The organism is Streptomyces sp. NPDC048565 (assembly GCF_040650935.1).
Lineage (GTDB): Bacteria > Actinomycetota > Actinomycetes > Streptomycetales > Streptomycetaceae > Streptomyces.
This window is the reverse complement of sequence record NZ_JBEZIH010000026.1, coordinates 71,399-96,751: the sequence shown is the minus strand read 5'-3', so window position 1 is coordinate 96,751 and position 25,353 is coordinate 71,399. Positions and strand designations below refer to the sequence as shown.

At 70.9% G+C, this 25,353-nt stretch carries 20 protein-coding genes and 1 pseudogene; 10 read left to right on the top strand and 11 right to left on the bottom strand.

What is annotated here, in order from left to right; all coding sequences use genetic code 11:
* Positions 1–165 precede the first annotated feature (165 nt).
* The gene (locus tag AB0C75_RS27990) at positions 166–2,604 is read left to right on the top strand and encodes a Tex family protein (RefSeq protein WP_362894496.1); all 2,439 of its coding nucleotides are present in this window, start codon (positions 166–168) and stop codon (positions 2,602–2,604) included.
* 75 nt (positions 2,605–2,679) lie between these two features.
* On the opposite strand, the gene AB0C75_RS27985 is transcribed toward AB0C75_RS27990, so the two are convergent.
* Positions 2,680–4,320 (bottom strand): ABC-F family ATP-binding cassette domain-containing protein, encoded by a 1,641-nt coding sequence (locus AB0C75_RS27985; RefSeq protein WP_362894495.1) that lies wholly within the window; start codon positions 4,318–4,320, stop codon positions 2,680–2,682.
* Between the two features lie 105 nt (positions 4,321–4,425).
* Between AB0C75_RS27985 and AB0C75_RS27980 the strand changes: the two genes are divergently transcribed.
* Positions 4,426–5,358 (top strand): FAD-dependent oxidoreductase, encoded by a 933-nt coding sequence (locus AB0C75_RS27980; protein ID WP_362894494.1) that lies wholly within the window; start codon positions 4,426–4,428, stop codon positions 5,356–5,358.
* 41 nt (positions 5,359–5,399) lie between these two features.
* Here AB0C75_RS27980 and AB0C75_RS27975 read toward each other — a convergent pair whose 3' ends face one another.
* On the bottom strand, positions 5,400–7,139 hold the full coding sequence (locus AB0C75_RS27975) for a BCCT family transporter (protein ID WP_362894493.1): 1,740 nt from the start codon (positions 7,137–7,139) through the stop codon (positions 5,400–5,402).
* A gap of 259 nt (positions 7,140–7,398) precedes the next feature.
* Here AB0C75_RS27975 and AB0C75_RS27970 point away from each other — a divergent pair, with 259 nt between their 5' ends.
* Positions 7,399–8,448, top strand: a complete 1,050-nt coding sequence (locus AB0C75_RS27970; RefSeq protein WP_362894492.1) for a LacI family DNA-binding transcriptional regulator — start codon at positions 7,399–7,401, stop codon at positions 8,446–8,448.
* On the opposite strand, the gene AB0C75_RS27965 is transcribed toward AB0C75_RS27970, so the two are convergent.
* Positions 8,411–9,322: an oxygenase MpaB family protein gene (locus AB0C75_RS27965; RefSeq protein WP_362894491.1), complete on the bottom strand. Its 912-nt coding sequence runs from the start codon at positions 9,320–9,322 to the stop codon at positions 8,411–8,413. The two genes, AB0C75_RS27970 and AB0C75_RS27965, sit on opposite strands and share 38 nt — an antisense overlap.
* Before the next feature lie 150 nt (positions 9,323–9,472).
* On the opposite strand from AB0C75_RS27965, the gene AB0C75_RS27960 reads away from it, so the two are divergent.
* Entirely contained in the window at positions 9,473–10,360 is an 888-nt protein-coding gene (locus AB0C75_RS27960; protein WP_362894490.1) for an oxygenase MpaB family protein, read from the top strand.
* Positions 10,361–10,378: 18 nt separating this feature from the next.
* On the opposite strand, the gene AB0C75_RS27955 is transcribed toward AB0C75_RS27960, so the two are convergent.
* The gene (locus tag AB0C75_RS27955) at positions 10,379–11,011 is read right to left on the bottom strand and encodes a TetR/AcrR family transcriptional regulator (RefSeq protein ID WP_362894489.1); all 633 of its coding nucleotides are present in this window, start codon (positions 11,009–11,011) and stop codon (positions 10,379–10,381) included.
* Positions 11,012–11,259: 248 nt separating this feature from the next.
* On the opposite strand from AB0C75_RS27955, the gene AB0C75_RS27950 reads away from it, so the two are divergent.
* Complete coding sequence (locus AB0C75_RS27950) at positions 11,260–12,000, top strand: MerR family transcriptional regulator (RefSeq protein WP_362894488.1); 741 nt, start codon at positions 11,260–11,262, stop codon at positions 11,998–12,000.
* Between the two features lie 25 nt (positions 12,001–12,025).
* Here AB0C75_RS27950 and AB0C75_RS27945 read toward each other — a convergent pair whose 3' ends face one another.
* Genes AB0C75_RS27945 through AB0C75_RS27930 form a run of 4 tightly spaced genes read right to left on the bottom strand, consistent with a single transcriptional unit; the run spans position 12,026 to position 17,802 of the window.
* Positions 12,026–14,197, bottom strand: a complete 2,172-nt coding sequence (locus AB0C75_RS27945) for a 3-hydroxyacyl-CoA dehydrogenase NAD-binding domain-containing protein (RefSeq protein WP_362894487.1) — start codon at positions 14,195–14,197, stop codon at positions 12,026–12,028.
* 30 nt (positions 14,198–14,227) lie between these two features.
* Positions 14,228–15,442: an acetyl-CoA C-acetyltransferase gene (locus AB0C75_RS27940; protein WP_362894486.1), complete on the bottom strand. Its 1,215-nt coding sequence runs from the start codon at positions 15,440–15,442 to the stop codon at positions 14,228–14,230.
* Between the two features lie 28 nt (positions 15,443–15,470).
* Entirely contained in the window at positions 15,471–16,613 is a 1,143-nt protein-coding gene (locus tag AB0C75_RS27935; RefSeq protein ID WP_362894485.1) for an acyl-CoA dehydrogenase family protein, read from the bottom strand.
* A 37-nt stretch (positions 16,614–16,650) separates the two neighbouring features.
* On the bottom strand, positions 16,651–17,802 hold the full coding sequence (locus AB0C75_RS27930; RefSeq protein WP_362894484.1) for a CaiB/BaiF CoA-transferase family protein: 1,152 nt from the start codon (positions 17,800–17,802) through the stop codon (positions 16,651–16,653).
* A gap of 204 nt (positions 17,803–18,006) precedes the next feature.
* Between AB0C75_RS27930 and AB0C75_RS27925 the strand changes: the two genes are divergently transcribed.
* On the top strand, positions 18,007–19,197 hold the full coding sequence (locus tag AB0C75_RS27925) for a saccharopine dehydrogenase NADP-binding domain-containing protein (RefSeq protein ID WP_362894483.1): 1,191 nt from the start codon (positions 18,007–18,009) through the stop codon (positions 19,195–19,197).
* Between the two features lie 28 nt (positions 19,198–19,225).
* On the opposite strand, the gene AB0C75_RS27920 is transcribed toward AB0C75_RS27925, so the two are convergent.
* From AB0C75_RS27920 to AB0C75_RS27910, 3 genes and pseudogenes are all read right to left on the bottom strand, one after another.
* The gene (locus AB0C75_RS27920; RefSeq protein ID WP_362894482.1) at positions 19,226–19,348 is read right to left on the bottom strand and encodes a hypothetical protein; all 123 of its coding nucleotides are present in this window, start codon (positions 19,346–19,348) and stop codon (positions 19,226–19,228) included.
* A gap of 105 nt (positions 19,349–19,453) precedes the next feature.
* Positions 19,454–19,844: pseudogene (locus tag AB0C75_RS27915) on the bottom strand (endonuclease V).
* Between the two features lie 53 nt (positions 19,845–19,897).
* On the bottom strand, positions 19,898–20,620 hold the full coding sequence (locus AB0C75_RS27910; RefSeq protein WP_362894481.1) for an SDR family oxidoreductase: 723 nt from the start codon (positions 20,618–20,620) through the stop codon (positions 19,898–19,900).
* Positions 20,621–20,733: 113 nt separating this feature from the next.
* Between AB0C75_RS27910 and AB0C75_RS27905 the strand changes: the two genes are divergently transcribed.
* The 4 genes from AB0C75_RS27905 to AB0C75_RS27890 all read left to right on the top strand — a co-directional run bounded on the left by AB0C75_RS27905 (position 20,734) and on the right by AB0C75_RS27890 (position 25,194).
* Entirely contained in the window at positions 20,734–21,582 is an 849-nt protein-coding gene (locus AB0C75_RS27905) for a LysR family transcriptional regulator (protein ID WP_362894480.1), read from the top strand.
* Positions 21,583–21,773: 191 nt separating this feature from the next.
* A complete protein-coding gene (locus AB0C75_RS27900; RefSeq protein ID WP_362894479.1) occupies positions 21,774–22,187 on the top strand; it encodes an SsgA family sporulation/cell division regulator in 414 nt (137 codons plus the stop codon).
* 228 nt (positions 22,188–22,415) lie between these two features.
* Positions 22,416–24,062: an ATP-binding cassette domain-containing protein gene (locus AB0C75_RS27895; protein WP_362894478.1), complete on the top strand. Its 1,647-nt coding sequence runs from the start codon at positions 22,416–22,418 to the stop codon at positions 24,060–24,062.
* 154 nt (positions 24,063–24,216) lie between these two features.
* Positions 24,217–25,194 carry an acyl-ACP desaturase gene (locus AB0C75_RS27890; RefSeq protein ID WP_362894477.1) on the top strand — a complete coding sequence of 326 codons (978 nt, stop codon included), beginning with the start codon at positions 24,217–24,219 and terminating at the stop codon, positions 25,192–25,194.
* Positions 25,195–25,353: the final 159 nt, after the last annotated feature.

Below are 25,353 nucleotides of genomic sequence, written 5' to 3'. Positions count from 1 at the left end.
AGTAGCGGAGCTACTCGGGTGTTTCGGCAACGCCGCGAGCGCGCGTGCCCAACCCCGCGACGCCACGGGGCAACTCCACACAGGCCCTGAGGGGCCCATCAGGATGTGGACCGCCCCAGTGGCACAGCCAGCACAGCCAGCACGAGAAGGCGAGTCGGTAAAACCGTGACGACGTCCATCGAAGGCAGGATCGCCGAGGAGCTCGGCGTACGTGAGCGTCAGGTGAAGGCGGCCGTCGACTTGCTCGACGGCGGGTCGACCGTGCCGTTCATCGCGCGCTACCGCAAGGAAGCGACCGAGATGCTCGACGATGCGCAGCTGCGCACGCTCGAGGAGAGGCTGCGGTATCTGCGGGAGCTCGAGGACCGCCGCACCGCGGTCCTCGATTCCGTACGTGAGCAGGGCAAGCTCGACGGCGCTCTGGAGGCGCAGATCCGGGCGGCCGACACCAAGGCGCGGCTGGAGGACATCTACCTCCCGTTCAAGCCGAAGCGCCGGACGAAGGCGCAGATCGCGCGCGAGGCGGGCCTGGAGCCTCTTGCCGACGGCCTGCTCGGCGACCCTTCGGTGGACCCGCTCGCCGCCGCAGGGGCGTTCGTCGACGCCGAGAAGGGGGTGGCGGACCCCGCGGCGGCGCTGGAAGGCGCCCGGTCGATCCTGGCCGAGCGCTTCTCTGAGGACGCCGACCTGACCGGCGAGCTGCGCGAGCGCATGTGGTCGCGCGGCAGGGTCGTCGCGAAGGTACGGGACGGCAAGGAGGAGGCCGGCGCGAAGTTCGCCGACTACTTCGACTTCGCCGAGCCGTTCACCGCGCTCCCCTCGCACCGCGTCCTCGCGATGCTCCGGGGTGAGAAGGAGGACGTGCTCGACCTGGTCCTGGAGCCTGAGGAGCCGTCGGAGCAGCCGGGCCCCTCCTCGTACGAGAACATGATCGCCCGCAGGTTCGACGTCGCCGACCGCGGCAGGCCCGGGGACAAGTGGCTGGGTGACACGGTCCGCTGGGCCTGGCGGACCCGGATCCTCGTGCACCTCGGGATCGATCTGCGGCTCCGGCTGCGTACGGCGGCGGAGGACGAGGCCGTCCGTGTCTTCGCGTCGAACCTGCGCGATCTGCTGCTCGCAGCCCCGGCGGGCACCCGGGCGACGCTGGGGCTCGACCCCGGTTTCCGTACGGGTGTGAAGGTCGCCGTCGTGGACGGGACCGGCAAGGTCGTCGCGACGGATGTCATCCATCCGCATGTTCCGGCGAACAAGTGGGACCAGGCCCTCGCCACGCTGGAGCGCCTCGCCCGGGAGCACCAGGTCGATCTGATCGCCATCGGTAACGGCACCGCGTCCCGCGAGACCGACAAGCTCGCGGGCGAACTCTGCGACAAGCACCCGGAGCTGAAGCTCACCAAGGTGATGGTCTCGGAGGCGGGCGCCTCCGTCTACTCGGCGTCGGCGTTCGCCTCGCAGGAACTCCCGGACATGGACGTGTCGTTGCGCGGGGCGGTCTCCATCGCGCGCCGGCTCCAGGACCCCCTGGCCGAACTGGTGAAGATCGACCCGAAGTCGATCGGCGTCGGCCAGTACCAGCACGACCTGTCCGAGGTGAAGCTGTCGCGTTCCCTTGACGCCGTGGTCGAGGACTGTGTGAACGGCGTCGGGGTCGACGTCAACACGGCGTCGGCGCGGCTGCTCTCCCGGGTGTCGGGCATCGGCTCCGGGCTGGCCGAGAACATCGTGACGCATCGCGACACGAACGGCCCGTTCCGTTCACGCCGGGCGCTCAAGGATGTGGCCAGGCTGGGCCCGAAAGCGTACGAGCAGTGCGCGGGCTTCCTCCGGATCCGGGGCGGTGAGGACCCGCTGGACGCGTCGAGCGTGCACCCCGAGGCGTATCCGGTGGTGCGGACGATGGTGAAGCGGACCGGCGGCGACGTCGCTTCGCTGATCGGCAGCACCGACACCCTGCGGTCGCTGCGGCCGGACGACTTCGTGGACGAGAAGTTCGGTCTGCCGACGGTCACGGACATCCTGAAGGAGCTGGAGAAGCCGGGCCGCGACCCGCGTCCCGCCTTCCGGACGGCCACCTTCAAGGAGGGCGTGGAGAAGCTCGGCGACCTGGACCCCGGGATGGTGCTGGAGGGTGTCGTCACGAACGTGGCGGCGTTCGGCGCGTTCGTGGACATCGGCGTCCATCAGGACGGTCTTGTCCATGTGTCGGCGATGTCGCGGACGTTCGTCAAGGACCCGAGGGATGTCGTGAAGCCGGGTGACATCGTGAAGGTGAAGGTCATGGAGGTCGACATCCCGCGCAAGCGGGTCTCCCTGACCCTGCGGCTCGACGACGAGGCCGCCGCGGGTCAGGGCGGTGGTGGCCAGGGCGGCCAGAAGCGCGAGCGACCGCCCCGGCAGCGTCAAGGCCAGGGGCAGGGGCAAGGCCAGGGGCAGGACAGCCGCCAGGGGGGCGCCGGCCAGCGCCGCGACAGGCGCGGGGGCGGTGGCAGCGGCGGTGGCTCGCCACGCCCTGCCGCGGCGCCCGCCAACAGCGCGATGGCTGACGCGCTGCGGCGCGCGGGTCTGACGGGCGGCTCCGGCCGGGGCGGTTCGGGGCGCTGACCGGGAGCCGCCGGACCCGGTCCGCCGGACACCTCACCTGCCCGTCCCGGCTTCCGGGGCGGGCAGGGCCGTGTGTCAGCCGGCCTCGGTGACCTTGCCGTCCGACACCTCGACCCGGCGGGTCGTACGCACCGCCTCCAGCATCCGCCGGTCGTGCGTGACCAGCAGCAGGGTTCCCGTGTACGCGTCGAGTGCGGACTCCAGCTGTTCGATCGCCGGCAGGTCCAGGTGGTTCGTCGGCTCGTCCAGGACCAGCAGGTTGACGCCCCTGCCCTGGAGGAGCGCGAGGCCGGCCCGGGTGCGTTCGCCGGGCGAGAGCGTGGTGGCGGGGCGCAGCACATGGGCGGCGCGCAGGCCGAATTTGGCCAGCAGGGTGCGCACCTCGGCGGGCTCGGTGTCGGGGACGGCGGCGCAGAAGGCGTCCAGCAGGCTCTCCGTGCCGTGGAACAGCTTGCGGGCCTGGTCGACCTCTCCCACCACGACGCCGGAGCCGAGCGTGGCGTGGCCCGTGTCGAGCGGCAGCCTGCCGAGCAGGGCGGCGAGCAGTGTGGACTTGCCCGCGCCGTTGGCGCCGGTGATGGCGACCCGGTCGGCCCAGTCGATCTGCAGGGTGGCAGGGCCGAAGGAGAAGCCGCCGCGGACGACGGCGGCTTCTCGCAGGGTGGCCACGACGGAACCGGAGCGCGGTGCGGAGGCGATCTCCATCCGCAGGTCCCACTCCTTGCGGGGTTCATCGACGACGTCGAGGCGCTCGATCATGCGCTGCGTCTGCTTGGCCTTGGCGGCCTGCTTCTCGCTGGCCTCGCTGCGGAACTTGCGGCCGATCTTGTCGTTGTCGGTGGCCTTGCGGCGGGCGTTCTTGACGCCCTTGTCCATCCAGCCGCGCTGCATCTGGGCGCGGCCTTCGAGGGCCGAGCGCTTGTCGGCGTACTCCTCGAACTCCTCGCGGGCGTGCGTACGGGCGCGTTCGCGCTCCTCCAGGTAGGCGGCGTAGCCGCCGCCGTAGAGGTTGATCTGCTGCTGGGCGAGATCGAGTTCCAGCACCTTGGTGACCGTACGCATCAGGAACTCGCGGTCGTGGCTGACGACGACGGTGCCGGCGCGCAGCCCCGACACGAAACGCTCCAGGCGCTCCAGACCTTCGAGGTCCAGGTCGTTGGTGGGCTCGTCGAGGAGGAAGACGTCGTAGCGCGACAGCAACAGGGAGGCGAGTCCGGCGCGGGCGGCCTGGCCGCCGGAGAGTGCCGTCATCGGGAGGTCGAGGCCGACGGTCAGGCCGAGGTCGGCGGCGACGTCATCGGCACGTTCGTCCAGGTCCGCGCCGCCGAGGGAGAGCCAGCGCTCCAGCGTCTCGGAGTACGCGTCGTCCGCGCCGGGCGCTCCGTCGACCAGGGCCTGGGTCGCGGCGTCCATGGCGGTCTGGGCGTCGGTGACCCCGGTGCGGCGGGCCAGGAATTCCCGTACGGACTCGCCGGGGCGGCGCTCGGGTTCCTGAGGGAGGTGTCCGACGGTCGCGGTGGGCGGGGAGAGCCGCAGCTCGCCCTCCTCGGGGCGGTCGAGCCCTGCGAGCAGACGGAGCAGCGAGGACTTTCCGGCGCCGTTGGCTCCGACGAGACCGATCACGTCGCCGGGCGCGACCACGAGGTCGAGTCCTGCGAAGAGGGTGCGGTCACCGTGTCCTGCGGCGAGTTCCTTGGCGACGAGAGTGGCAGTCATCAGGGTGATGATCCTAACGAACCCCGGGGGCCGTCCCGCCCTCCAGGCCGGGGTGCGACGATGGCCTGTCCGGCTCCCGGCACAGGGGGCGACACGAGGACAGGAGTGGGCACCGTGGCCGATGTGATCGTGGTGGGCGGCGGGGTCAGCGGGCTGACCACGGCACTGCTGCTGGCGGAGCGCGGCCTGCGGGTGCGCGTCTGGTCCAGGGACCCGGCCCGGGCCACGACCTCGGCCGTGGCGGGTGCGCTGTGGTGGCCCTACCGGATCCGGCCCGAGGCGCTGGTGGGTGACTGGTCGCTCGAAACCCTCCGGGTGTACGAGGAGCTGGCCTCCGCGCCCGCCGAGACCGGTGTCCGCATGGTCACCGGGGTGCACGGGGGCGAGCGACTGGCCACGCTCGGTCCGTGGGCCCGGGGCCTGCGGGACGTCTCCGATGTGGCTCAGGGCCTGCGGGTGACGCTTCCGCTGATCGACATGCCGGCCCATCTGCGCTGGCTGGAGGACCAGCTGTCGGCCGCCGGGGGCGTGGTCGAGCGGCGTACGGTGCACGCCTTCGGGGAGGCGGCGGCCGAGGCACGGGTGGTGGTCAACTGCAGCGGGCTCGGCGCCCGGGAGCTGGTGCCCGACCCCGGGATGCGGCCGGTCAGGGGTCAGTTGGTGGTGGTGGAGAACCCGGGTGTCCAGGAGTGGTACGTCGACGCGGATCCGGCGTCGAGCGCGACGACGTACTTCTTCCCGCAGCCGGGCGGCCTCGTGCTGGGCGGCACGGCGGAGACCGACGACGCCCGCACCGAGCCCGATACGCGTACGGCCCAGGAGATCGTGGCGCGGTGCGCGCGGATACGGCCGGAGATCGCGGGGGCGCGGGTCATCGGTCACCGGGTGGGGCTGCGGCCTGCCCGGGACGCCGGGGTGCGCATCGAGACCGAGGAGCTGCCGGGCGGCGGACTGCTGGTGCACAACTACGGCCACGGCGGCGCCGGGGTGACGGTGGCCCGGGGGTGCGCGCGGGCCGCGGCCCAGCTGGTGGGCTGAGCCGCAGCCCCCCGTAGCGGGTGGACCGGACCGCGCCGCCGTCAGGCCGGCGGGTCCTGCTGGTGGCGCTCGTCGGTGGTGATCTCCGCGGTGCCGGGGCCGATCCGGATCTCGAAGTCACCGTCATATCTGGCGTGCCCCTCGATGACCGCGGATTCGACGGCCTCCACGCCGAACTCCTGGCGGACGATCATCGGGTCGTGGCGCAGGTCCCTCATCAGGGACACGCACATGCCGACCATGACGATCGTGAACGGCGCGGCCACGAGAATGGTCAGATTCTGCAGACCGGCCAGCGCGTCGCCCTGACCGTTGCCGATGAGCAGCATGACGGCCGCGACGGCTCCGGTGACGACACCCCAGAAGATCACGACCCACTTGGCGGGTTCGAGGACGCCCTTCTGGGAGAGGGTGCCCATCACGATCGACGCGGCGTCGGCTCCCGAGACGAAGAAGATGCCGACGAGGATCATCACCAGGATGCTGGTGACGGTCGCGATCGGGAACTGCTGCAGGACGCCGAACAGCTGTGCCTCCTGGGTGTCGCCGACGCCCTTGAGGTCCCCCGCCTCCTCCAGCCGGATCGCCGACCCGCCGAAGACGCAGAACCAGATCAGGCTGACCGTGCTGGGCACGAGGATCACGCCGCCGACGAACTGACGGATCGTCCGGCCCCGGCTGATCCGGGCGATGAACATGCCGACGAAGGGCGTCCACGAGATCCACCACGCCCAGTAGAAGACCGTCCAGCTGGCGAGCCAGTCGGCCACGTCCCCCTCGCCGGTGGCCTCGGTGCGCCCGGCGAGCTGGGCGAGGTTGCCGAAGTACGCGGCGATGGAGGTGGGCAGCAGGTCGAGCACGATGATGGTGGGGCCCACGACGAAGACGAAGACCACCAGGAGCAGCGCGAGCACCATGTTGATGTTGGACAGCCACTGGATGCCCTTTTCGACTCCGGACACGGCGGAGGCCACGAAGGCGACGGTCAGCACGGCGATGATCGCGACCAGGAGGCCGGTGCCGGTCTTCTCCATCCAGCCGAGCTCGTGGAAGCCGCTGCCGATCTGGAGCGCGCCGAGCCCGAGCGAGGCGGCGGAGCCGAAGAGGGTGGCGAAGATGGCGAGGATGTCGATGACCCGGCCGATCGGTCCATGGGCACGCTTCTCACCGATGAGCGGCACGAAGACGGAGCTGATCGTCTGCCTCCTGCGCCTGCGGTACGCGCTGTAGGCGATGGCGAGCCCGACGACCGCGTAGATCGCCCAGGGGTGCAGGGTCCAGTGGAAGAGGGTGGTGGCCATCGCCGTCTGCATGGCCTCGGCGGCGTCATCGGGACGGGTGCCGGGCGGCGGCTCCTTGAAGTGGGAGAGCGGCTCGCTGACGCCGTAGAACATCAGGCCGATCCCCATGCCGGCGCTGAACATCATCGCGACCCAGGAGACGGTACGGAATTCGGGTTCCTCGCCCTCCTGCCCGAGTGAGATCTTCCCGTAACGGCTGACCGCGAGCCACAGGGCGAAGACGACGAACCCGGAGGCCGCCAGCATGAAGGCCCAGCCACCGTTGTGGATGAGACCGTTGAGCAGTGTGTTCGAGACGCTTTCCAGCGAGTCGGTCGCCGTGGAACCCCAGACCACGAAGGCGACGGTGAGCACCGCCGTGACCCCGAAGACCACCCGGTCGGTCGTGGGGCGCCGGCCATGATGCGGCTCGGCGGGTAGATCGGCCGTGACGGGGAGATAGTCCTCCCGCCCGGCCTTTCCCTGCTCGTCGTGTGTCACAGATGGCACCTTTCACGCAGTGCGAAATTTCGCTCTCCGTAGGCAGTACCACACACGGCGTGCATCTCCCGGGACCAACAAGCTGTTGCCTCTCAACCGTATATGCGCTGGTATGCCCTCGATTGAGGGCCGATGATCTGTCCGGGCGGCCGGACAGGCGGTTAGGCTGACCGCGTTCGCGCCGGGCCCTCGGTCCGTTCGCGCCGAACCCGCCGGTTCCAGCCGTTCCCTGACGGGGCGCGTGTACGAGGAGGCACCCTTGCCCGACCCGACGACCGATCCGCACCCGGACGTCCGGCCCACCCTGGAGGCCGTGGCGGCCCGCGCCGGTGTGTCACGGGCGACGGCGTCCCGCGTCGTCAACGGCGGTGCGGGTGTGCGCCAGCCCCTGGTGGACCAGGTGCGCAGGGCCGTCGACGAGCTCGGTTACATCCCGAACCACGCGGCGCGGACGCTGGTCACCCGGCGCAACGGCGCGGTCGCCGTGATCATCGACGAGCCCGAGTTCCGGATCTTCTCCGACCCGTTCTTCTCCCGCCAGATCCGCGGGATCAGCCGCGAGCTCAACGCCCACGACGCCCAGCTGGTCCTGCTCCTGGTGGAGGGCAGCGGCGACTTCGACCGGGTCACCCGCTATCTGGCCGGTGGCCATGTGGACGGCGTTCTGGCCTTCTCGCTGCACACCGACGACGAACTGCCCGCCATCATCCGGCGGTTCAGGGTCCCCACGGTCTACGGGGGCCGGCCGGAGCGCCAGGTGGCGGGCGCGGGCACCCCTCAGGTGCCGTACGTCGACTGCGACAACCGGGGCGGCGCCCGGGAGGCCGTGCGCCATCTGGTCTCGCTCGGCCGGCGGCGTATCGCCCACATCGCCGGGCCCCGCGACCAGACGTCGGCGCTCGACCGGATCGACGGATACCGGGACGTGCTCCCGGACGCCGGGCCCGAACTCGTCGTGGAGGGCGACTTCACCGCGGAGGGCGGAGTCCGGGCCATGGGGACCCTGCTGGACACCTGCCCGGACCTCGACGCCGTCTTCGTGTCCAACGACCTGATGGCGTCGGGCGCGCTGCGGGTGCTGCGCGAGCGGGGCATCCGGGTGCCGCAGGACGTGGCGGTCGTCGGCTTCGACGACATGACGTCGGTGGCCGAGGCCGCCGTACCACCCTTGACGACGGTCCGCCAGGACGTCGAGGACATGGGGCGGTTGATGGTGCGGGTGCTGATGGAGCGGCTGAACAGCGACACCGGGACCTGGCCCGAGTCCGTGGTCACCCCGACCGAGCTGGTCCGCCGGGTCTCCGCCTGAACCTCGGGCCGCCCGGCCGTCCACCGGCGGCCCGCCACTCGGCGCGGGCCGATCCGGCGAACGGCAGATAGCGCAGCCGCTCGGGGAGCAGGGGCACGATCCGCCTCACCACGGCGCCGAAGCGCCGCAGCCGGCGCTCCTGCTCCGGGGTCCAGTCGAGCCCGATGGCCTCACGGGCGTCCGGCGGCATCAGCCCGATCGTGAGGAAGCGGCGGAATCGGGCCAGCGGCGGGCGAAGTACCGGCCACAGCACCTTCAGGACCAGCCGCAGGGCGAGCGGCCCCCGGTCGGGCGGGGGCACGGGGGCGTCCGTGGCCACCAGTTCCCGTACGACGACGGTGGCCTCCACCTCGTCGGCCAGCATCCTGCGGTAGTACGGCCAGAACTCCTCGATCGTCTGCGGCATGTCCCGGTCGCGGATGCCCAGGATCCGGCCGACCTGGAGCCACTCGCGGTACAGGGCGCGCTCCTGGGCCTCGGTGAAGGGGCGGACCAGATAGCGCGAGGCGTGCCGGTAGACGGGGAAGCCGGTGGCGTGCACCCACGCGTAGTGCGCGGGGGTGAGCGCGTGGTAGCGGCGGCCCCGGGCGTCGGTTCCCTGGATCGTGCGGTGCAGCTTCCTCAGCCGACGGCCCTCCTCCGCTGCGGCCTCGCCTCCGTAGACCCAGAGCTGGAGCGATCTCAGGGATCGTTCACCGCGCCCCCAGGGGTCCGTGCGGAAGACGGAGTGGTCGTCGACTCCGGCGCCGACGGCCGGGTGGGCGACCTGGAGGGTGAGCGCCGCGGGCAGCATCAGCACGCCCCTGACGTCGCCGGCGAGGCTCCACAGAACGCCGCCGGGCGGGGGTGGTGCGGGCTCTCCCGCGCTGGTCATGCGGGTGCTCCCAGGATGTCGGGTGCTCGGGCCCGTGCCGGGCCCACGCATGTTCCAGTATGCGACGCGTCGGCGGTGTTGACGATCCCGGTGAAACACATCAATAGTATTTGTAACTTTGACTCTCAAGGACGAGAGGGGTGAGCACGCATGGGCCGCTACAGCCGACTGCGCGAGATCCGCCGGATGGACCCCTTACGCGACTGCGCCGAGATACTCCGGCTGATGACCCGGTACGAGTTCCCGTGGGACTACCGGCAGGGCATCGGTGTCGCCTTCCTGCGCGACTACGGCGTGCCGAGGATCTCCGTACTGCTCGACCGTACCCAGGAGTTCGAGCGCAACGGCCAGAAGCGCTACGACGACACCGTCCTGTTCGGCTACGAGATGGCGGCCGAGGGCTTCGATTCGGAGCGGGCACGGACGGCGGCGCGCCATCTCAACCGGATCCACGGCAAGTACCGCATCCCGAACGAGGACTACCTCTACGTGCTGGCCACCACGGTCGTCGGCCCCAAACGCTGGATCGACCGCTTCGGCTGGCGGCCCCTGTGCGCGCAGGAGGCCGGGGCGCTGGCTGAGGCGGGCCGACGGACGGCCGACATGATGGGCATCGAGGGCGCCCCCGGCACCTACCAGGGTTTCGAGAAGCTGCTCGACTCCTACGAGGAGCGGATGTTCGCCTACGACCCGGCCAACCGCCGGGTCGCCACCGCCACCTTCCGGGTCATGGCCGCCTGGTATCCCGCCCCGGTGCGCCCCCTGGTGGCCCGGATCTCGCTCGCCCTGCTGGACGAGCCACTGCTGCGGGCCCTGGGCTTCCCGGCGCAGCCCCGGTGGCTGCGGGCGGCGGCCGTGGCGCTGGTGCGCGGCCGGTCGCACGGCGTGCGGCTGCTGCCCGCCCGGCCCGGGTGGCTGCCCTCCCGCCCCCGGCCGCGCAGCTACCCGTTCGGATACGAGCTCGACGACCTCGGTCCGCACTGGGCGCAGAGCCGTCCGCTGGAGCCCCTCCCCATGGAGCGGCCGGAGCAGCCATGAGGAAGGAGGGGCCCGCGGTCACACCGCGCTGAGCAGCGGCACCAGATAGCGGCGGGCGAAGGCGCCGACCTGCTCGTCGTCGTCCAGTTCGAAGCAGCTGACCGGGTTGAGGAGGAAGGAGACGGTGATCCGCACCATCAGTTCGGCGACCGGTGTCGGGTCCGTCTCCGGCCGCCCTTCCGCGCGCCGGGCGTGGCGGAGCCGGTCGGCCAGATATCCGCGTACCGCCAGGAAGGCAGGGCCGCTCTCCAGCGTGAGGAAGGGGAGCATGATCTCGGGCTCCAGCCGCAGCAGCCCGCCCACCAGCGGATGTTCACGGATGTGCTTGAGGACGGCGACGAAGCCGGCGACGAGCCGGTCCTCCACGGTGGGCAGCGCGGCCACCGCATCGTCCACGTCCACGACGAATCTGCGGTACTCGCGCAGCAGGCAGGCGGAGACCAGGCTGTCCTTGTTGCCGATCCGTCGGTACACGGTGACCCGCGAGACCTTGGCGCGCTTGGCCACGTCGTCGACGGTCGAGCGGCGCAGTCCGAAGGTCATGAACTGCTCGCGCGCCGCGTCCAGGATCTGCTCGTTCAGCGCGTCGGACGGTGGCCTCTCGGCGAGTGCCCTGGCCAGCGGTGTCCCGTCGGTACCCGAAGCCGCCACGAGCCCTCCCGTCCGTTGTCCACCACCCAACCATAGGGCTGACCAGGCGCTCAGCCGAAGTCGTACACCGTCACCTCGATGCCCCCCAACTCGGCGGCCTTGGTGACCTCCGACATGTCCTCACCGTACGGGCCCGCACCGACATCGGGTGGAGCACTTTCACAACAGTGGTGAGACAGCAATACTGCTGAACCTGATCGGTACATCGGTACACAGGCGCGGCAGTGCCCCGGCAATGAGGAGTGGACATGACGACCGGGACCGACGAGCCGGCGCTGACCGTCGACGAACTGGCGGCGCGTGCCGGAGTCACCGTGCGCACCGTGCGCTTCTACAGCACCCGGGGTCTGCTGCCCCCTCCGGTGATCGGGCCCCGGCGCGTCGGGCACTACGGGCACGAGCATCTCTCGCGGCTGGCCCTCATCGAGGAACTCCAGCACCAGGGCATGACGCTGGCCGCGATCGAGCGCTATCTCCAGCAGTTGCCGCCCGATCTGAGTGCGCAGGACCTGGCGATCCACCGCGCCCTGGTGGCGTCGTGGGCGCCGGACTCGGCCGAGGACATGGAGCGCGCCGAGCTGGAGCGCCGGGCGGGCCGGCCCCTCGGCGAGCAGGACGTGGACCGGCTGGCGGCGATGGGGGTCCTGGAGCGTCCCGGGAAGCCCGACGGGCCCTTCCTGGTGGACCCCGGCCTGCTGCGGCTCGGGGTGGAGCTCCTGGACGTGCCCATCGCCCACGAGACGATCCTCGCGGCGCGCACGGTCCTGCTCGAGCACACCCGCTCGGCCGCACACGAACTGACGCGGCTGTTCCGGGACGAGGTGTGGAACCCGTACCGGGAGCGGGAGTCGGACCCCGAGCATGTGAAGGCAATGAAGTCCCTGTCGGCCCATATGCAACCGATGGTGCTCCAGGCGCTGGTGACGGCCTTCCAACGGTCGCTGAAGGAGGAGCTGCGGGCCGCGTTCACCGCCGGTGAGGAGGGGTGAACGCGGCCCGCGGCGGGCGCCACCGTCAGTCGTGGAAGGTCTCGCCCCTCTCCGCCTTCTCCAGCAGGAGCGCGGAGGGCAGGAAGCGGTCCCCGTAGCGCTCGGCGAGCTGCCTGGCACGCGCTACGAAGCCGGGCAGGCCGCCTTCGTAGCCGTTGATGTACTGGAGCACACCGCCGGTCCAGGCGGGGAATCCGATGCCCATGATGGAGCCGATGTTGGCGTCGGCGACGGTCATGAGGACGTTCTCCTCCAGGCAGCGGACGCTGTCCAGGGCCTCGGAGAAGAGCATCCGCTCCTGCATGTCCGCGAAGGGGATGTCCGTGTCCGGCTTCGTGAAGTGCTCACGCAGGCCCGGCCACAGCGCTCCCCGCCCACCGTCCTCGCCGTACTCGTAGAAGCCCGCTCCCCCGCTGCGTCCGGGGCGTCCGAACTCGTCGACCATCCGGTCGATGACCGCGTCGGCGGGGTGCACGGCCCAGGTGCCGCCGGCCTCCTCGACGGCGCGCCGGGTCTCGTCGCGGATCTTGCGGGGCAGGGTGAGCGTCAGCTCGTCCATGAGGGAGAGCACCTTGGCGGGGTAGCCGGCCTGCGCCGCCGCCTGCTCGACCGACGCGGGCTCGACGCCCTCGCCGACCATCGCGACGCCCTCGTTGATGAAGTGGCCGATGACGCGTGAGGTGAAGAAGCCGCGGGAGTCGTTGACGACGATCGGGGTCTTCTTGATCCGGCGCACCAGGTCGAAAGCGCGGGCCAGAGCCTCGTCCCCGGTCTTCTCCCCCTTGATGATCTCGACGAGCGGCATCTTGTCGACGGGCGAGAAGAAGTGCAGCCCGATGAAGTCCACCGGCCTGCCGACGCCGTCGGCGAGGGCGGTGATGGGCAGCGTCGAGGTGTTGGAGCAGAGCAGGGCGTCGGGCTCGACGATGTCCTGGATCTCCTGGAACACCTTGTGCTTGAGCGCGGTGTCCTCGAAGACCGCCTCGATGACGGCGTCGCAGCCGGCGAGGTCGGCGGGGTCTCCGGTCGGGGTGATGCGGGCGAGCAGCTCGTCGCGCTTCGCCTCGGTCGTCCGGCCACGGGAGAGCGCCTTGGCGAGGAGCTTCTCGCTGTAGGCCTTGCCCTTGGCCGCCGCCTCGGTGGAGACGTCCTTGAGGACGACGTCGAGGCCGGCGCGCGCGCAGGAGTAGGCGATGCCCGCGCCCATCATCCCGGCGCCGAGTACGGCCACCTTGCGGACCTGGCGTTCCTCGACGCCCTCGGGGCGGCTCGCGCCGGAGTTGACGGCCTGGAGGTCGAAGAAGAACGCCTGGATCATGTTCTTGGCGACCTGGCCGGTGACGAGCTCGGTGAAGTAGCGCGCCTCGATGGTCTGCGCGGTCTCGAAGTCGACCTGCGAGCCCTCGACCGCGGCGGCCATGATGTTGCGGGGCGCGGGCATGGGCGCGCCGGCGAGCTGCTTCTTCAGGTTGGCCGGGAAGGCCGGCAGGTTGGCCGCGAGCTTCGGGTTGGACGGGGTGCCGCCGGGGATCCGGTAGCCCTTGACGTCCCACGGCTGCTGGGACTCGGGGTGGGCGTCGATGAAGGCGCGGGCCTTGTCGAGCATCTCCTCGCGGGTGGCGGCGACCTCGTGGATCAGGCCGTTCTCCAGGGCCCGCCGCGGGGTGTACTGGGTGCCCTGGAGCAGGACCTTCAGCAGTGCGTCCGTGATGCCCATCAGCCGTACGGTCCGGGTGACCCCGCCGCCCGCGGGCAGCAGGCCGAGCGTGACCTCGGGCAGGCCGATCCGGGAGCCGGGGGCGTCCAGGGCGATGCGGTGGTGCGCGGCGAGCGCGATCTCGTAACCGCCGCCGAGCGCGGCGCCGTTGACGGCGGCGACGACCGGCTTGCCGAGGGTCTCGATGCGGCGCAGCGCGTTCTTGATGGCGGTTCCGGCGTCGAACGCGGCCTGGGCGTTCTCGGGACCGATCTTGATCATGTCCTTGAGGTCACCGCCCGCGAAGAAGGTCTTCTTGGCGGAGGTGTAGATGATGCCCCGGATGGAGTCCTTCTCGGCCTCGGCGCGCTCGGCGACGGCGGCGATGGAGTCCTTGAAGCCCTGGTTCATCGTGTTGGCGGACTGGGCGGGGTCGTCGAGTACGAGGGTGACGACGCCGGTCTCGTCCTGTTCCCAGCGGATGGTCGTGCTCTCGGTCATGGGTGCTGTTCTCCGTAAGCAGGGGGACGGTCAGAGACGCTCGACGACGGTGGCGATGCCCATGCCGCCGCCGACGCAGAGGGTGGCGAGGCCGTAGCGCTTGTCCTGCCGTTCGAGTTCGTCGATGAGCGTGCCGAGGATCATCGCGCCGGTCGCACCGAGCGGGTGGCCGAGCGCGATGGCGCCGCCGTTGACGTTGACCTTGTCGAGGGAGAGGCCCATGTCCCGGGCGAAGCGCAGGACGACTCCGGCGAAGGCCTCGTTGATCTCGACGAGGTCGATGTCGTCGATGGTGAGCCCGGCCTTGGCCAGCGCCTTGCGGGTGGCGGGTGCCGGCCCGGTCAGCATGATGGTCGGCTCGGAGCCTGAGACGGCGGCGGAGACGATCCGGGCGCGCGGGGCGAGGCCGTAGCGCTCGCCGGTCTCCTTCGAGCCGATCGCGACGAGTGCGGCGCCGTCGACGATTCCCGAGGAGTTGCCCGCGTGGTGGACGTGGTCGATCTTCTCGACCCAGTGGTACTTCTGGAGCGCGACGGCGTCGAAGCCGCCCATCTCGCCGATCGTGGCGAACGAGGGCTTGAGGGAGGCCAGCGAGTCGGCGGTGGTGCCGGGGCGCATGTGCTCGTCGTGGTCGAGGACGAGCAGGCCGTTGCGGTCCCTGACGGGGACGACGGACCGGGCGAAGCGCTCCTCCTTCCAGGCCACGGCGGCGCGTTCCTGGGACAGGGCGGCGTACTCGTCGACATCACGGCGTGAGAAGCCCTCGACGGTGGCGATGAGGTCGGCACCGATGCCCTGCGGGGCGAAACCGGTCTCGAAGCTGGTCATCGGGTCCATGGCCCAGGCGCCGCCGTCGGAGCCCATGGGCACCCGCGACATGGACTCGACGCCGCCGGCCAGGACGAGGTCCTCCCAGCCCGAGCGGACCTTGGCGGCGGCCAGGTTGACGGCTTCGAGGCCGGACGCACAGAAGCGGTTCTCCTGTACGCCGGCGACGGAGTCAGGGAGCCCCGCGGCGATGGCGGCGATACGGGCGATGTCGGAGCCCTGGTCACCGAGCGGGCTGACGACGCCGAGGACGATGTCGTCGATGGCGGCCGGGTCGAGGCCCGGGAAGCGGTCGCGGATCTCGTGGATGAGGCCGACGACGAGGTCGATCGGCTTGGTGCCGTGCAGGGCGCCGTTGGCCTTGCCCCGGCCGCGCGGGGTGCGGATCGCGTCGTAGACGAATGCTTCGGTACTCAAGGCTGCTGCCTTTCGGGTTCGGTGCGGGTCAGGAGAGCAGAGAGCGGCCGATGATTTCCTTCATGATCTCGGTCGTGCCGCCGTAGATGGTCTGGATACGGCCGTCGGTGAAGGCCCTGGCCACGCGGTAATCCGTCATGTAGCCGTAGCCGCCGTGGAGTTGGAGGCAACGGTCGGCGACACGCTTCTGCAGTTCGGTGGCCCACCACTTGGCCATCGAGGCGTGGACGGCGTCGAGGGTCCCCTCGGAGTGGTCGACGATGCACCGGTCGATGAAGGTACGCGTGACGGCGCACTCGGTTGCCATCTCGGCGATCTCGAAACGGATGTGCTGGAGCTTGGAGAGCGGCCGGCCGAACGCCTCGCGCTCCTTGACGTACTGGGTGGTGATCTCCAGGAGGTGTTCGGCGGCGGCGATCCCGGCGACCGCTATGCCCATCCGTTCCTGCGCCAGATTGGTCATGAGGTGCAGGAAGGCGCCGTCGAGCTCGCCGACGAGGTTCTCCTTGGGGACGCGTACGTCGTCGAAGAACAGCTCGGCGGTGTCCTGGGACTTCTGTCCGATCTTGTCGAGGTTGCGGCCCCGCTCGAAGCCCTCGGCGCCGCGCTCGACGACGAGCAGCGACAGGCCCTTCGCTCCGCCGTCCGGTGAGGTCTTCGCGACGACGATCACCAGGTCGGCGAGGATGCCGTTGGAGATGAAGGTCTTCGAGCCGTTGAGCAGCCAGTGGTCGCCCCGGTCGTCCGCGCTCGTACGGATGCCCTGGAGGTCCGAGCCCGCGCCGGGTTCCGTCATGGCGATGGCGGTGATGGTCTCGCCGCTGCAGAAGCCGGGCAGCCAGCGCCGCTTCTGCTCCTCGGTGCCCAGGCCCGTGAGGTACGGGCCGATGATGTCGTTGTGCAGTCCGAGGGCGAGACCGGACACCCCGGCCCGGGTGAACTCCTCGGCCAGTACGGCGCTGTAGCGGAAGTCGGTGTTCCCGCCGCCCCCGTACTCCTCGGGGACCGCGAGGCCGAGCAGCCCCTGCCGGCCCGCGGCGAGCCAGGCCTCGCGCGCGACGATGCCGTCCTGCTCCCACTGCTCGTAATGCGGGAGTACCTCCTTGGCCAGGAAGGTGCGGACGGTCGCGCGGAACGCGTCGTGCTCCTCGGTGAAGATCTGCCGCTGCATTCTCAAGCCCCCAGGAGCCAGTTCTCGACGGTGGACATCAGCCGGTCGTTTCCTTCCCGGTGGTCAGCAGACCCGGCAGACCCCACTCATCGGCGACGGCCTCGGTGTCCGCTCCGGGCACCGCGGGTCCGGTGCGTACGGAGGCGGGCGTCGCCGAGAAGCGGGGTGCGGGGGCGGGCTGGGTGAGACCGCCGTGCTCCACGTAGGTGGAACGGGCGGCGATGTGGGGGTGACCTGGTGCCTCGCGGAGCGAGAGGACGGGAGCCACGCAGGCGTCCGTCCCCTCGAAGACCTCGGTCCACTCGGCGCGCGTACGGGTGGAGAACCGGTCGGCGACCAGGGCGCGCAACTCCTCCCAGCGGCCGGGGTCGCCGCGGTCGGGGGCCTCGTCCCCGAGCCCGAGAAGCGCGGTGAACTCCTCGTAGAAGCGAGGCTCCAGGGCGCCGACCGCCATGTACTCGCCGTCGGAGGTCGCGTAGGCGCCGTAGAAGGGGCAGCCTCCGTCCAGGAGGTTGGCACCGCGGAGATCCTGCCAGCTGCCGGCGGCCAGCATGCCGTGGATCATCGTGGCGAGGTGGGCCGCGCCGTCGACGATGGCCGCGTCGACGACCTGCCCGGTCCCGCCGGGCGTGCGGGCGTGCTGGAGGGCGGCGAGCACACCGACGACGAGGTAGAGCGAGCCGCCCGCGTAGTCACCGACCAGATTGGCCGGCACCGTGGGCGGTTCATCTGATCTGCCGATCATCGACAGGGTGCCGGTGAGGGCGATGTAGCCGATGTCGTGTCCGGCGTGCCCGGCCAGCGGACCGTCCTGGCCCCAGCCGGTCATGCGCCCGTAGACCAGCCGCGGGTTGCGTTCCAGACAGACGTCGGGGCCGACGCCCAGACGCTCGGCGACTCCGGGCCGGTAGCCCTCGATCAGGACGTCGGCGCGCTCGACGAGGTCGAGGACCTGCCCGGCTCCGCCTTCCGCCTTCAGATCGACGAGGACCGAACGCTTGTTGCGGTTGGTGAGGTCGAAGGCGGGGTCGATGCCGATCACCGAACCTCCCGGCCGGTCGACGCGCACCACGTCGGCCCCGAGATCGGCGAGGAGCATCGCGGCGAACGGCCCGGGGCCGATGCCCGCCAGTTCGACGACGCGCACCCCGGCCAGTGGGCCCTGCGACCCCTGTCCTGTCGTTGCCATCAAGCCCCCAGCGGTGTGACACAACTGATGTAACATCGATGATGCTAAGAACGGACCGCGCCCCGCACAACCCTTTTGGCCGAGCAAGCGCTTAGTTCTCTCCTCCCGGATCCTCTCGCACCTGACCCCGCCCGGCTTCACGACGCCACGGGCGCCTCCGCTAGCCTCTGGCTGCCATGACCGGCGGCGGCAGACGGAGGACTCATGAACAGGCAGAACGGGGCGGAGCGCCCCTACGACGTCGTCCTTTTCGGGGCCACCGGCTTCGTGGGCGCGCTCACGGCCGAATATCTCGCGGCACACGCGCCGGACGGCTGCCGCTGGGCCCTGGCGGGCCGCAGCCGCGGCAGGCTTGAACAGCTGCGCGAGCGCCTCGCCGCGCGCGACCCGCGCTGCGCCGAGCTGCCGCTGCTGACCGCCGACGCGGACGACACCGACGCGCTGCGCGAACTCGCCGAGTCCTCGCACGTCGTGGCGTCCACGGTCGGACCGTACGTCAGGTACGGCGAGAAGCTGGTCGCCGCCTGCGCGGAGGCCGGGACCGACTACGCCGACCTCACGGGAGAGGCCGAGTTCGTCGACCGGATGTATCTGGAGCACGACGGCCGGGCCCGCGAGACGGGAGCCCGCCTCGTGCACGCCTGCGGTTTCGACTCCGTACCGCACGACCTCGGCGCATACTTCACCGTCCAGCAGCTCCCCGAGGACGTGCCACTGACCGTCGACGGCTTCGTGCGCACCAACGCGGCCTTCTCCGGCGGTACGTTCGCCTCGGCGCTCACCGTGCTGGGCCGGGGCCCTCAGATGGCGAGGGCCGCGCGGGAACGACGTCTGCACGAGCCGCGCCTGGTCGGCCGCAGGGCCCGCGCGCCGCAGGGGGCACCGCATTTCAGTCCCGGGACCGGCACCTGGGCACTGCCGCTGCCGACCCTGGACGCCCGGGTCGTGGAGAGGTCCGCGCGGGGGCTCGAGCGGTACGGTCCCGACTTCCGCTACCGGCACTTCGCCTCGGTCAAACACCTGCCGGTGGCGCTCGGCGGCACCGCGGCGGCGGGCCTGCTGGCGGGGGCCGCGCAGATCCCGGCCGCGCGGAGCTGGCTGTCCGCCCGGCTCGAACCGGGCACGGGACCCGACGAGCGGCGCAGGAGCCGCAGCTGGTTCACGGTCCGCTTCATCGGGGAGGGCGGCGGCCGGCAGGTCCGCACGGAGGTCTCGGGCGGCGACCCCGGCTACGACGAGACGGCGAAGATGCTGGCCGAAGCGGCTCTGGCGCTCGCTCTCGACGACCTGCCGGCGACGTCGGGTCAGGTCACGACGGCCGTGGCGATGGGCGATGCGCTGCTGGAGCGGCTGAGGGCGGCCGGGGTGCGCTTCCGGGTCGCAGCGGTGCGCTGAGTCCGGGAGGGCGGTGGCACCCTGCCGGTCAGATCACCCAGGACACCAGCGTGACGACCATGGAGACGGTCCAGGCGGCTCCCGCGAGGACGCCCAGAGTCATGCCCACGGCAACGCCGCGCTGGGAGAGACGTACGGTTCCGGTGCTCATCTGAGGTGCGTGGTGGTCGATCATGCGTACCAGCCTGCCCCTGATGTTCGACAAACAACATCCGTATTTGTACTCAGTCGGCAACAGATCCGGAACAGGTATCGCTCAGCCGACCGATTCCCGGAGCGCGGACCGGCACAGGGCGTCGGCCCTGCGCGTGGTCTCCGGCTGGCGGAAGTCGCGGGCCAGCGCGAGCGTGTGGGCGCAGGCGTTGTCCAGGCCGGTGCGGTGGCCGACCGAGACGAAGACGGGCTTGGTGGTGTCCTGCGTGCGCAGGGCACGACCCACTTCCTCGTCCCCGTCCAGGAGCGGGGTGAAGTCACCGCGCCGGAGACCTGGTTGTTCGAAACGGAAGGTGAAGGGGTTCTTCATCGACCCCGGTGACCCGGCCGGTCCCCGGCGGCGGGCCCGGCTCGTCCAGGATCACCCGCGCACGCAACTCGTCCTGGACGGCGCGGGCTTCGGCCTCGTCGGCGGGCATCCGGAAAGTCGTCATGAGGGGTCAGTCCAGGAACCGCCTCGCGGCCCGCCTCCGGCGGTTCCTGGCCGTCACCAGGGCACCTCTCCCGCATCGTCGAAGAACGCGCCGCTCGGGCCGCCGTCGGGCAGGGTCGCGAGCCGGATCGCGGTCGCCGCACCCTGCTCCGGGGTGCGGACGCCGTGGAAGGCGTTGAGGTCGGTCGCCACGAAACCCGGGCAGGCGGCGTTGATCAGGATGTTCGTGTCGCTCAGTTCCTTGGCGTACTGGATCATGACGGCGTTCAGGAACGATTTCGACGGCGCGTAGGCGACGGAGATCGGCCCCGTCTCCGCACCGGGCGTGCTCTGCAGGGTGAGCGAGCCGACGCTGCTGGACATGTTCACGATCCGCGGGGACGTCGAGCGGCGCAGCATCGGCAACATCGCGTTGGTCACGCGGATGACACCGAAGACGTTGGTGTCCACGGCCGCCCGCACCCTCGCGAGGTCGACCGTACTGGGCTCCTGCGGCCCGCCGCCGGTGATCCCGGCGTTGTTGACGAGCACATCGAGGCCGCCGCCCTCCTCGATCAGACGGGCGGCGGCGGCCACACTCGCGTCGTCGGTCACGTCGAGCGGCACGCCGAAGACGTCCACGCCGGCCTCGCGGAGCTTCGCCACCGCTTCCTCGCGCCGCTCGTCGTTCCTGGCGCCGAGTCCGACCTTCCAGCCGAGGGCGCCGAGCCCGGCCGCGATCTCGTAACCGATTCCCTTGTTCGCGCCTGTGACCAGCGCGGTCTTCTGTCCACTCATGCCTCAATCATGTTCGGCCGCTGCCGAAGGCGCCAAGACCGTTCGGGTGGGCGCCGATACCGTACGGGTATCGATACGAGGTGGGAGCCTCGGCACGCGGGTACCCTGCGGGTATGGAGACGCGCGAGTTGCGGTATTTCGTCGCTGTCGCCGAGGAGCTGCATTTCGGCAGGGCGGCGGAGCGGCTGGGCATGGCGCAGCCACCGCTGTCGCGAGCGATCGGCAAGCTGGAGCGGCATCTGGGGGCGGTGCTGCTGGAGCGGAGCAGCCGCGCGGTCACGCTGACGGAGGCCGGGGCTGTGCTGCTGCGGGAGGCGCGGGCCGCGTTGGACGCGATGGAGGCCGCGGAGCGCCGCACCCGTCGGGCCGCGCCCGCCGCGCCCGGTCAGGCGGGTGTCGTGCTCGCGACGAAGGCAGGTGCGTCGAGCGAGTTCCTGGCGAAGCTGCTGGACGCCTACGCGGCGGAGCCCGGTGCGGTGACCGTGGATCTGCTGCTGTGCGGGATCGGTGAGCAGGAACAGCTGCTGCGGGACGGCCGGGCCGATGTGGCCCTGCTGCACCGGCCGTTCGACGCGACGGCCGGGTTCGACACCGAGGAGGTCTCCACGGAGGGGCAGATCGCGATCCTGCCGGCCTGGCACGACCTGGCCGGGCGCTCGGGCGTACATCTGGCGGAGGTCTCCGCCCTGCCCGGACTGCCGATGCCCCGGTGGCCGCGTGCGGACGGGACGTATCCGGACGGTACGGGCCCTGAGGTGCATGACCACACCCAGCTGCTCCAACTCGTCGCGCTGGGCCGTGCCGTCATGATCGCCCCGGATTCGTGCCGGGCCCAGCTCGGGAGCGACCTTGCGGCTGTGCCGGTGCTGGACGCGCCGTCGGTCACGACCGTCATCGCCTGGCCGCCGCAGAGCCGCTCCGTGGCCGTCGCCGGCCTCGTCCGCACGGCGGCGCGCCTTTGAACGTCGCCGCGGAAGGCCTCGGCCTCCGCCGGTCGTGCGCACCCAGGGTGCGCCGGGCCGAACGGGGCAGGTGACCCGGGGAGGATGACGCGGTGACGCAGCTCACTCGGCACACCGGTGCACGGATCGAGACGTTCCGTCGTCTACTCCAATGCCGGGAACCGTTCGTCCGAGGCGAGAGGGAGCAGGCCTTGTCCAGCGTTATCGAGCAGTCCGTGCAGGCCCGTATGGTCGCGTCCGCGCCGCGTATGGAGACTCTGCCCGCCACACTGCACTACGACCTCAAGGACCCTTTCGCCGTCCGCATGGCGTTCCCGGCACCCGCGACCCTCGAAGGCGCCGAGGTGTCCTGGGAGTTCTCACGTGAGCTGCTCGCCACTGGCATGGACGCGCCGGCCGGCCTCGGCGACGTGCGGGTCCGGCCGTTCGGCTACGACCGTACGGTGCTGGAGTTCCACGCCGTCGAGGGCATCGCGATGGTCCATGTCCGCACATCCGAACTGCGGCGTTTCCTGAAGCGGGCGCAGGAGCTGGTCCCGGTGGGCGACGAGCGCCGCTTCATGGACCTGGACGGCGATCTGAGTGATCTCCTGGGCGGCCCCTGAGGCCGGCGGCCCCGGGCTCCTCGCACCGGGGACGAATTCGGTTGCGCGACCACAGGACGGGCTCGTAGCGTTTCGGGTGTCCCTGTTGTCGTCGGATCGGAGAAGGACGTTGCTCCACATCTGAGGTGTCCGCACACCGCGCCGCGTGCCGTGCCGCACGCGCGCCTCTGCGTGACCCCGATGTCCGAGCCGTTCTCCGTGATTCCTCGACGCAGCCGGGAGACCCTTGTGCCTGCTCGCACCACGCATGTTCACTGCACCTCACTCTCGTTCGCCTGGCCCGACGGGAGCGAGGTCTTCGACGACTTCCACCTGGCCGTGGGCCCCGGCCGGACCGGTCTGATCGGTCTCAACGGCTGCGGGAAGTCCACTCTGCTGCGGCTGATCGCCGGTGAACTCACGCCGACGGCCGGGCACATCAGGACGGCGGGCTCCATCGGCCACCTCGCCCAGGACCTCGTCCTGGATGTCTCCCTGCGGGTGGACGAGGTCCTGGGTGTCGCCGCGACCCGGGCGGCACTCCACGCCATCGAGGCGGGCGACGCCAGCGAGGAGCACTTCGCCGCCGTCGGGGACGACTGGGACGTCGAGGAGCGGGCCAGGGCCGCGCTCGACCAGCTCGGCCTGTCCGCCGTCGGGCTCGACCGGACCGTCGGCGAGCTGTCCGGCGGCGAGTGCGTTCTGCTGCGCCTGGCCGCCCTGCTGCTGGAACGCCCCACCGTGCTGCTGCTGGACGAGCCGACCAACAACCTCGACCTGCATGCCCGTCGGCAGTTGTACGCCGCGGTCGACGCGTGGACGGGTGTGCTCGTCGTGGTCAGCCATGACCGGGAGCTGCTGGAGCGGGTGGACCGGATCGCGGATCTCCGCGACGGCACGGTCACCTGGTACGGCGGCACGCTGTCGGCGTACGAGGAGACGCTGGCCGTGGAGCAGGAGGCGGCCGAGCGGATGGTGCGGGTCGCGGAGGCCGACGTACGGCGGCAGAAGCGGGAGCTCTCCGACGCCCACGTCAAGCTGTCCCGGCGCAAGCGGTACGGGCAGAAGATGTGGGACACCAAACGTGAGCCGAAGGCCGTGATGGCACAGCGCAGGCGGACCGCCCAGGAGTCGGCCGGCAAGCACCGCATCATGCACGCCGAACGTCTGGCGGACGCGGAGGACCGTCTCGACGAGGCGGTCGAGGCGGTACGGGACGACGAGGCGATCCGGATCGAACTCCCGCACACCCAGGTGCATCCCGGCAGTGCCGTGCTGCTGCTGCGCGACCTCGAACTCGCCCACGGGGTACAGGTGCGGGGTGAGTGGGATCTGCGCGGGCCTGAGCGGATCGCGCTGATCGGACGCAACGGTGCGGGGAAGACGACACTGCTGCGCACGATCGCCGGCGAGCTGGATCCGGTGTCGGGCGAGGCCACCGCGCAGGTGCCGGTGGGGTTCCTGCCGCAGCGTCCGGACGTCCTCGACGACGCGCTGTCCCTGGTGGACAACGTGGCACGCGCCGCGCCCGGCACCACGGACAACGGCGTCCGGGCACGGCTGGCCCACTTCCTCTTCAAGGGTGCGCGTGCCGACCGCCCCGCCGGGACGCTCTCGGGTGGCGAACGCCTCCGGGCCACGCTGGCTGCGCTGCTGCTGGCGGACCCTGCGCCCCGGCTGCTGATGCTGGACGAGCCGACGAACAGCCTCGACCTGTCGGGGGTGCATCGCCTGACGTCGGCACTGACGGCGTACCGGGGTGCGCTGATCGTGGCGAGCCATGACACGCCGTTCCTGAAGTCCCTGGGGATCACCCGGTGGGTGCTGCTGGACACGGACGGGCTCCGGGACATCGCCCCCGGAGAGCTGTCGGACGCCCCGGGTGACGCCACCTGACCTGCTCCCCCGAAGGCACCCATGACCTGCATGGGTAACAGAATGTGAGCGGGTACCGCGAGGACCCGGCTTGGCTACGGCCTTACTGCCGCCTTAACCTACGGACACGTAACCTACGAAGCCGTAGGTAATTCTCCCGTCCCCAGGAGCCCCCGTGACGCTCACCTCTCCCCACACCGGCAGTTCGACGGCATGGACCGACGCCCAACTGCTCTACGCGCTGGAAGAGGTGGTGGAGAAGGAGCTCGACCGCCATCTCAAGGTCGCCAAGGACTGGATGCCCCACGAGTACGTGCCGTTCACCGACGGCCGTAACTTCCCCGGCTTCTTCGAGGACGGGCAGGAGTGGGAGACCGGCCAGTCCAAGGTCACCGACATCGGCCGTACCGCCCTCGTCGTGAACCTGCTGACCGAGGACAACCTCCCCAGCTACCACCACGAGATCGCCTCCCTCTTCGGGCGCGACGGCGCCTGGGGCACCTGGGTGCACCGCTGGACCGCGGAGGAGGGCCGGCACGGCATCGTGATGCGCGACTACCTGCTGACCTCGCGCGCTGTGGACCCGGACAAGCTGGAGCAGTTCCGTATGGCGCACATGTCGGAGGGCTTCGAGTCCGACAACCGCCACTCGATGCTGCACTCCGTGGCGTACGTCGCCTTCCAGGAGCTGGCCACCCGCGTCTCGCACCGCAACACCGGACACCAGTCGGGCGACCCCGTCTGCGACCGGATGCTGGCCAGGATCGCGACCGACGAGAACCTGCACATGGTCTTCTACCGCAATCTGCTGGGCGCCGCCTTCGACCTCGCCCCGGACCTCACGATGCAGTCGGTGCGCGATGTCGTCGTCAACTTCCGGATGCCGGGACACGGCATGCCCGGCTTCGAGCGGGCCGCCGCGCAGATGGCGATCGGCGAGATCTACAACATGCGCATCCACCACGACGACGTGATCCAGCCCGTCCTGCGGTACCTGAAGGTCCTCGACATCGACGGCCTGGGCCCCGAGGGCCTCAAGGCGCAGGAGGAGCTCGGGCTGTACATGAACGGCCTGGACACCGAGGCGTCGAAGTTCGACGAGAAGCTGGCCGCCCGCAAGGCCCGCCTGGCGGCCAGGGCCGCACAGCGCTGATCCCCCGGTGATCCGCCCGGCCCGACTCGGGATCCGCTCCCCGACCGGCCGGACAGCGGCGGGGGGCCCCCCCCCCGGGGGCCCCCCCCCCGGGCCAGGGGGGCCCCCGGGAGCCCCCCCCCCCAAACAGAACAAAAAAAGTGGGGGGGGGTGACAATG